Genomic DNA, 6,637 nt, shown 5'->3' with positions numbered 1-6,637 from the left:
CCCAGCCAGTTGAGATCGGCGCGAATCCCCTCGACGAAACGCTCTTCGCTGCGCGCGGCATCGGTATCATCGATCCGCAGCCAGAATTCCCCGCCATTTTTGCGCGCCCACAGCCAGCAATGCAGCGCGGTGCGGATATTGCCGACATGCAACATGCCGGTGGGCGAGGGGGCGAAACGGGTGCGGATGGTCATGATTCGAGCACTACCAAGGAGATCGACAAATGTGCCGCAGCGGCGGCCAGGCGGTGGTCGAGCGTTGCGAGCGCTCCGTCGTGGCGCTGGGCCAGTTCGAGATAGGCCGCATCATAGGGGGTCAGTTCGAAGCGGTCCGACAGGGCGAGGACCGTTGTCCAGACTTGATCCTGACCCAGCCAATCGACGATCACCTCTAGGCTTGCGAGGCGACGAAGGATCGTCTCTCGCTGGCCGATCGTAATGCGGTCGCGGCGGACCGCCGTGCGCAACATGTTGGCCACTTCGAGCCGCCAATGATGCGGCACGATGAGCGACGAGTCGAAAACGCGGTTTACGACCTCCGGAGGTAACGTCGCCGCTTCGTCGGGCAGGACGAATGGCCCGACGATCGACGTATCGACGATGATCATGCGACTATCGTCGCCCCTCGTTCTTCCACGCGATAATTTCCTCCGGGCTGACCCGCACGCCCTTCGCGCGCAATTCCTCCCGCAGTTCGAGCAGTCCGGCGATCGCCGCGCGCTGTCGCGCCATCCGATCCTCCTCGACCGGCACCAGCTTCATGTAGTCGCGTCCGTGACGCGTGATGACGACGTCTTCACCCGCCTCGGCGGCGGCCATGATCTCGGACATCTTGTCCTTGAACTGCGCGATGGGGACGTGGCGCATGTCGGTCTCCGGAAATTATGGCCAAACTTATAGCCTAAATTTCGTGGCGACACAATCGCGGCATTGCGTTCGTGTCGCCCGAGATTAAGAGGGCGAGCGACTGCAGGGGCCTTGCACCATGAAACTGATGACCGGCAATTCCAATCTGCCGCTGGCGCGCGATGTCGCGGCGTATCTCGAAATGCCGTTGACCGACGCGCTCGTCCGGCGTTTTGCCGACGAGGAAATTTTCGTCGAGATTCAGGAAAATGTCCGCGGCGAGGATGTCTTCGTGCTGCAATCGACCGGCTATCCGGCGAACGACAATCTGATGGAATTGCTGATCTGCATCGATGCGCTGAAACGCGCCTCGGCCAAGCGCATCACCGCGGTCATCCCCTATTTCGGCTATGCCCGGCAGGACCGCAAACCCGGACCGCGCACGCCGATCTCGGCCAAGCTTGTCGCCAACCTGATTACCGTGGCGGGGGCCGACCGCGTGCTGTCGGTCGATTTGCACGCCGGGCAGATCCAGGGGTTCTTCGACATCCCGACCGACAATCTGTTCGCCGCGCCCGTTATCGCGGCCGATATCCAGACGCGCTACAGCCGGCATAACCTGATGGTCGTCTCGCCCGATGTCGGCGGCGTGGTGCGCGCGCGCGCGCTCGCCAAGCGACTCGACAATGCGCCGCTCGCGATCGTCGACAAGCGCCGCGAACGTGCGGGCGAATCCGAAGTGATGAACATCATCGGCGAGGTCGAGGGACGCTTCTGCATCCTGATCGACGATATCGTCGATTCGGGCGGCACGCTGTGCAACGCTGCGGCGGCGTTGATGGAAGCGGGCGCGGCCGGGGTGGTTGCCTATATCACGCACGGCGTGCTGTCGGGCGGCGCGGTCGCGCGCGTCGAGGGGTCGGTGCTCGAGGAATTGGTGATCACCGATTCGATTGGCAGCCACGACGTCATTTCGGCGGCAAAGAAGATCCGCCATCTGACGATCGCGCCGCTGCTCGCCGAGGCGATCCGGCGGATTGCGGATGAGAGTTCGGTGTCGTCGCTGTTCGATTGACGCGCGCGGGGTGCCGCGGCGTCACCGTCACCGCAGCATGAGCGACTTCAGCGTCTCGGTGCCGGTCCACAGCGCCGCGGACCAGCCACACGCGATCGCAGCATCGACATTGGCGATCTTGTCATCGATAAAAAACAGCGCTTCCGGGCGAAAGCCGGTGCGCTGCTCGATCGCGCGGTAGAAATCGGCGGATGGTTTGGCACAACCAAGGTCGGCGGCATAATGCAGCCCGTCGAACGCCGTGCGAAACCCGAGATCGTTCCAGATGTAGTGCGCGCGTTCATGCTCCTGGACCGTGGCGAGATGGACTTGCATCCCACCCGCACGGAGCGATGCGAGTTCGGCGAGCAGGGCGTGATTCACGTGCGCGTCGTGACTGAACCAATAGTCGGTTAGCGCGCTGTACGGCAGCTGCGGCGCGATGCCCCGAAGCACCGGCTCGAGCCGCTCGCGCAAGGTCGCGTGACCATGAATCACATCGTTCCAATGCGGTTCGAAAAAGGCGCTTTGCAACGTCGCGATGGAAATGCCGAGATCGCGTTCCAGCGTGGCGCTCCACCCGGCAGGGTCCGGATGAACGAGCAAGACGCCGTCGACGTCGACCATAATCGCTTCGATCGTCATCGCTCAGTCACGGCATCGCACACGGGAAGCGTTAAGCGCGCTCGACCACGCGCCCCGATCCGTCCTGCGCACCCGCCGCGCGGACGCCGTCCATGCCACGGCGTTTCAACTCCGCCTTCAGCACTTCGGGCTTGGGTGCGTAGATAAAGCCGAAGCTGACCGTGCCGTGCTTGGTGCCGACGACGTGGTGCAGCCGGTGCGCCTGGACGATGCGCTTCATATAGCTCCAGCGCGGGACATAGCCGCTCTCCACCCGCCGGTGCACGATCACGTCGTGAAAACCGAGATAGATCGCGCCATATCCCGCAATCCCCGCGCCGATCCAGGTCGCCCAATCGCCGGTCGTGCCGCTCGTTCCCAGCACCAGCAGGACAATCGAGGGCAAAGCGAAAATCACGAAATACCAGTCGTTCAGCTCCCAGAAGCCGGTGCGCGGGCGGTGGTGGCTTTCGTGGAGGAACCAGCCAAAGCCGTGCATCACCCAGCGGTGAACGACATAGGCGAACACCTCCATCCCCAGGATGGTCGCGAAAAAGGTCAAAAGGCCGGTTGTCCAGGACATCTGGCCGATATAGCATCGCCAGCACGATATGCGACCCTGCTTCATCCTTTTTGCATGTGCCGCGCTGGCGGGCTGTTCGACCCCCGAAACCCTGACGCGGTCCGGGTTGGTCAGCGCCGGCATTCCCAAGCCGATTGCGGCGTGCATGGCCGGGCGGATGGTCGATCGGCTCTCGATCCTGCAGCTGCGGCGCTTGGCGGGGCTCGGCAAGGCCGACCGATCGCGCGATCTCGACCAGTTTTTGTACCGCGTGCGATCGCTCCGCGACCCGCAGATCATCGCGGTAACCGGATCGTCGGCGGCACTGTGTGCCAGCGGGATGGTACGCTGAGGGGGTGGATTCGTGGTTCGCGCTGTGCTTAAGGCCAGCGTATCCCGATCTCTGGCAAAGGCCCCGCCCCATGAACATCCATGAATATCAGGCGAAGGAAGTGCTGGCGAAATACGGCGTGCCGGTTCCCGCAGGCTTTTCCGCCATGTCGGTCGACGAAGCCGTTGCCGCCGTCGCCAAACTGCCCGGGCCGCTTTATGTCGTGAAGGCGCAAATCCATGCCGGCGGGCGCGGCAAGGGCAAGTTCAAGGAATTGGGCCCCGATGCCAAGGGCGGCGTGCGGCTCGCGCGCAGCGCCGAGGACGTCCGCGCGGCCGCGGCCGATATGCTCGGCAACACGCTGGTGACGATCCAGACCGGCGAGCATGGCAAGCAAGTCAACCGCCTCTACGTCACCGACGGCGTCGACATCGCCAAAGAATTCTACCTCGCCTTGCTCGTCAACCGCGCCACCGGCCGCGTGTCGATGGTCGCCTCGACCGAGGGCGGGATGGACATCGAAACCGTCGCGCACGACACGCCGGAAAAAATTCACAGCATGGATATCGATTGCGCGACCGGGTTTCAGCCGCATCACGGCCGCGCCGTTGCCGCAGCGCTCGAACTGTCGGGCGATCTCGCCAAGCAGGCATCGTTCGTCGCGTCCAAACTGTACGATGCCTTTATCGGCACCGATGCCGAGCAGATCGAGATCAACCCGCTCGCCGTCACCGATGACGGGAAGCTGATGGTGCTCGACGCCAAGGTCGCGTTCGACGGCAATGCGATGTTCCGCCACAAGGATCTGATGGAACTCCGCGACGAGACCGAGGAAGATCCGGCCGAGCTCGAAGCGTCGAAATACGACCTCGCTTACATCAAGCTCGACGGCGACATCGGCTGCATGGTCAATGGCGCTGGCCTCGCGATGGCTACGATGGATATCATCAAGCTGAACGGCATGTTCCCCGCCAATTTCCTCGACGTCGGCGGTGGCGCGTCGAAGGAGAAGGTGACGGCGGCGTTCAAGATCATTCTCGCCGATCCGAACGTGAAGGGCATCCTCGTCAACATCTTCGGCGGCATCATGAAGTGCGACATCATCGCCGAGGGCATTGTCGCGGCGGCAAAGGAAGTGAATTTGAGCGTCCCGCTTGTCGTCCGGCTTGAGGGTACCAATGTTGCGGAGGGTAAGGCGATCCTGGCCAATTCGGGCCTTGCGATCGTTCCGGCAAACGATCTGGGCGATGCCGCGAAAAAGATCGTGGCTGAGGTGAAGAAGGCGGCATAGCGTTTCCGAAGCGGAGCGAGGTGATGGGCGAAGTTGAAAACCTGATGCTGGAGCATTTGAAGCTCTTTCAGGCGACTCTGGACAGTATGCAGCGTGACATACGCGAGTTGAAGGTCCGCCAATCGGAGACTTATACTGCCGTTCTGGTGCTACGCCGGGATCAGTTGGGCGATGCGGAAGTAACGGCGCACCTGCAGACGCAGATGGATCGGTTTGGAGATAGGCTGGATCGTATCGAGCGACGACTGGATTTGACGAATTGAGGATGAAGGCATGAAGGTTATGGTCCCCGTCAAGCGCGTGCTTGACTATAACGTAAAGCCCCGCGTCAAGGCGGATGGGACGGGGGTCGATCTGGCCAACGTCAAGATGAGCATGAACCCGTTCGACGAGATCGCGGTCGAGGAAGCGATTCGCCTCAAGGACAAGGGCGTGACCGAGATCGTCGTCGTCTCGATCGGCGAACAGAAATCGCAGGAAACGCTGCGCACCGCGCTCGCTATGGGTGCCGACCGCGCGATCCTCGTCGTCAGCGAGGACAGGGTCGAGCCGTTGGGCGTCGCCAAATTGCTGCAAGCGATCGTCGCGGAGGAAAAGCCCGATTTGATCATCCTCGGCAAGCAAGCGATCGACGATGACAACAACCAGACCGGGCAAATGCTCGCCGGGTTGATGGGCGTCGGCCAGGCGACCTTCGCGTCCAAGGTCGAGCTGACCGCCGACAGCGTCACCGTGACGCGCGAAGTCGATGGCGGGTCGGAGACCGAAACGCTCACGCTGCCCGCGATCATCACGGTCGATCTGCGGCTCAACGAACCGCGCTACGCTTCGCTGCCCAACATCATGAAGGCGAAGTCGAAGCCGATGGCGCAGAAAACGCCGGGCGATTACGGCGTCGATGTCACCCCGCGTGTCACCACGCTGAAGGTGGTCGAACCCGCCAAGCGCTCGGCCGGCGTCAAGGTCGCCGATGTCGATGAACTGGTTGCCAAACTCAAGGCGATGGGAGTTGCCAAGTGAAGACGCTCGTCTGGGTCGAACATGACGGCGCCACCGTCAAGGATGCCACGCTCGCCGTGGTCACCGCCGCATCGCAACTGGGCGAAGTGCATCTGCTCGTCGCCGGGCAAGGCGTCGCCGGCGTTGCCGCCGAAGCCGCGAAGATCGCGGGCGTCGGTAAGGTGCACGTCGCCGATGATGCGGCTTATGCTCATGCGCTGGCCGAAAATGTTGCGCCGCTGATCGCGGGGCTCATGGCGGATCACGACGCGTTCCTCGCGCCCGCCACCACCAACGGCAAGAATATCGCGCCGCGCGTTGCCGCGTTGCTCGACGTGATGCAGATTTCCGACATCCTTTCGGTCGAGAGCGAAGACACGTTCACGCGGCCGATCTATGCCGGCAATGCGATCGCTACCGTCCAGACCAAGGACGCCAAGAAGGTGATCACCGTGCGCGGCACGGCGTTTGCCAAGGCCGCGACCGAGGGTGGATCGGGCACGATCGAAGCCGTCGCCACGACCGGTGATGCAGGCATTTCGAGCTATGTCGGCTCGGAAATCGCCAAGTCGGAGCGGCCCGAGCTGACCTCGGCCAAGATCATCGTGTCGGGCGGGCGCGCGCTCGGTTCTGACGAGCAATTCCACGCGATCATCGATCCGCTCGCCGACAAGCTCGGCGCAGGCGTCGGGGCGAGCCGCGCGGCGGTCGATGCGGGCTATGCCCCGAATGACTATCAGGTCGGCCAGACCGGCAAGATCGTCGCCCCCGAAGTCTATGTCGCGGTCGGCATTTCGGGCGCGATCCAGCATCTCGCCGGGATGAAGGATTCGAAGGTGATCATCGCGATCAACAAGGACGAGGACGCGCCGATTTTTCAGGTGGCGGATTACGGCTTGGTCGGGGATTTGTTCAAGTTGGTGCCGGAACT

Annotated in this window: 11 protein-coding genes; 6 read left to right on the top strand and 5 right to left on the bottom strand. The window is 62.8% G+C overall.

All coding sequences use genetic code 11. From position 1 onward, the window contains the following. The 3 genes from ABWP09_RS04535 to ABWP09_RS04525 all read right to left on the bottom strand — a co-directional run. The coding region (locus ABWP09_RS04535) for a glutamate--tRNA ligase family protein (protein WP_353203971.1) at positions 1–194 on the bottom strand (194 nt) is incomplete at its 3' end. Beyond that, positions 191–607, bottom strand: coding sequence for a type II toxin-antitoxin system VapC family toxin (locus ABWP09_RS04530; RefSeq protein ID WP_353203970.1), 417 nt, complete (start codon positions 605–607; stop codon positions 191–193). The genes ABWP09_RS04535 and ABWP09_RS04530, both read right to left, overlap by 4 nt. Positions 608–611: 4 nt before the next feature. Then, positions 612–866, bottom strand: a complete 255-nt coding sequence (locus ABWP09_RS04525; RefSeq protein WP_353203969.1) for a type II toxin-antitoxin system Phd/YefM family antitoxin — start codon at positions 864–866, stop codon at positions 612–614. A 118-nt stretch (positions 867–984) separates the two neighbouring features. On the opposite strand from ABWP09_RS04525, the gene ABWP09_RS04520 reads away from it, so the two are divergent. Then, positions 985–1,920 (top strand): ribose-phosphate pyrophosphokinase, encoded by a 936-nt coding sequence (locus tag ABWP09_RS04520; RefSeq protein WP_188446063.1) that lies wholly within the window; start codon positions 985–987, stop codon positions 1,918–1,920. A gap of 27 nt (positions 1,921–1,947) precedes the next feature. Here ABWP09_RS04520 and ABWP09_RS04515 read toward each other — a convergent pair whose 3' ends face one another. Further along, complete coding sequence (locus ABWP09_RS04515) at positions 1,948–2,544, bottom strand: HAD-IA family hydrolase (protein ID WP_353203968.1); 597 nt, start codon at positions 2,542–2,544, stop codon at positions 1,948–1,950. A gap of 31 nt (positions 2,545–2,575) precedes the next feature. Then, positions 2,576–3,106: a sterol desaturase family protein gene (locus tag ABWP09_RS04510; protein WP_353203967.1), complete on the bottom strand. Its 531-nt coding sequence runs from the start codon at positions 3,104–3,106 to the stop codon at positions 2,576–2,578. 28 nt (positions 3,107–3,134) lie between these two features. Between ABWP09_RS04510 and ABWP09_RS04505 the strand changes: the two genes are divergently transcribed. The 5 genes from ABWP09_RS04505 to ABWP09_RS04485 all read left to right on the top strand — a co-directional run. Next, positions 3,135–3,437 (top strand): hypothetical protein, encoded by a 303-nt coding sequence (locus ABWP09_RS04505; protein ID WP_353203966.1) that lies wholly within the window; start codon positions 3,135–3,137, stop codon positions 3,435–3,437. Positions 3,438–3,507: 70 nt separating this feature from the next. Beyond that, the gene (gene sucC, locus ABWP09_RS04500) at positions 3,508–4,707 is read left to right on the top strand and encodes an ADP-forming succinate--CoA ligase subunit beta (RefSeq protein ID WP_353203965.1); all 1,200 of its coding nucleotides are present in this window, start codon (positions 3,508–3,510) and stop codon (positions 4,705–4,707) included. A gap of 23 nt (positions 4,708–4,730) precedes the next feature. Beyond that, positions 4,731–4,970 carry a hypothetical protein gene (locus tag ABWP09_RS04495; protein ID WP_353203964.1) on the top strand — a complete coding sequence of 80 codons (240 nt, stop codon included), beginning with the start codon at positions 4,731–4,733 and terminating at the stop codon, positions 4,968–4,970. A gap of 10 nt (positions 4,971–4,980) precedes the next feature. Continuing rightward, positions 4,981–5,727: an electron transfer flavoprotein subunit beta/FixA family protein gene (locus ABWP09_RS04490; protein WP_188446058.1), complete on the top strand. Its 747-nt coding sequence runs from the start codon at positions 4,981–4,983 to the stop codon at positions 5,725–5,727. Beyond that, positions 5,724–6,637, top strand: a 914-nt coding sequence (locus ABWP09_RS04485) for an electron transfer flavoprotein subunit alpha/FixB family protein (RefSeq protein WP_353203963.1), incomplete at its 3' end; no start/stop codon positions are given. The genes ABWP09_RS04490 and ABWP09_RS04485, both read left to right, overlap by 4 nt.

Source organism: Sphingomonas sp. (assembly GCF_040398505.1).
Taxonomy (GTDB): domain Bacteria; phylum Pseudomonadota; class Alphaproteobacteria; order Sphingomonadales; family Sphingomonadaceae; genus Sphingomonas.
The sequence above is the reverse complement of the archived record's forward strand: the minus strand, read 5'-3'. Positions and strand labels throughout refer to the sequence as shown.

Excerpts from the sequence above, each read along its gene's own strand:
- ABWP09_RS04530 (WP_353203970.1), bottom strand. The coding sequence starts at position 607 with ATGATCATCGTCGATACGTCGATCGTCGGGCCATTCGTCCTGCCCGAC.
- sucC (WP_353203965.1), top strand. The coding sequence starts at position 3,508 with ATGAACATCCATGAATATCAGGCGAAGGAAGTGCTGGCGAAATACGGC.
- ABWP09_RS04505 (WP_353203966.1), top strand. The coding sequence starts at position 3,135 with ATGCGACCCTGCTTCATCCTTTTTGCATGTGCCGCGCTGGCGGGCTGT.
- ABWP09_RS04525 (WP_353203969.1), bottom strand. The coding sequence starts at position 866 with ATGCGCCACGTCCCCATCGCGCAGTTCAAGGACAAGATGTCCGAGATC.
- ABWP09_RS04495 (WP_353203964.1), top strand. The coding sequence starts at position 4,731 with ATGGGCGAAGTTGAAAACCTGATGCTGGAGCATTTGAAGCTCTTTCAG.
- ABWP09_RS04510 (WP_353203967.1), bottom strand. The coding sequence starts at position 3,106 with ATGTCCTGGACAACCGGCCTTTTGACCTTTTTCGCGACCATCCTGGGG.
- ABWP09_RS04520 (WP_188446063.1), top strand. The coding sequence starts at position 985 with ATGAAACTGATGACCGGCAATTCCAATCTGCCGCTGGCGCGCGATGTC.
- ABWP09_RS04490 (WP_188446058.1), top strand. The coding sequence starts at position 4,981 with ATGAAGGTTATGGTCCCCGTCAAGCGCGTGCTTGACTATAACGTAAAG.
- ABWP09_RS04515 (WP_353203968.1), bottom strand. The coding sequence starts at position 2,544 with ATGACGATCGAAGCGATTATGGTCGACGTCGACGGCGTCTTGCTCGTT.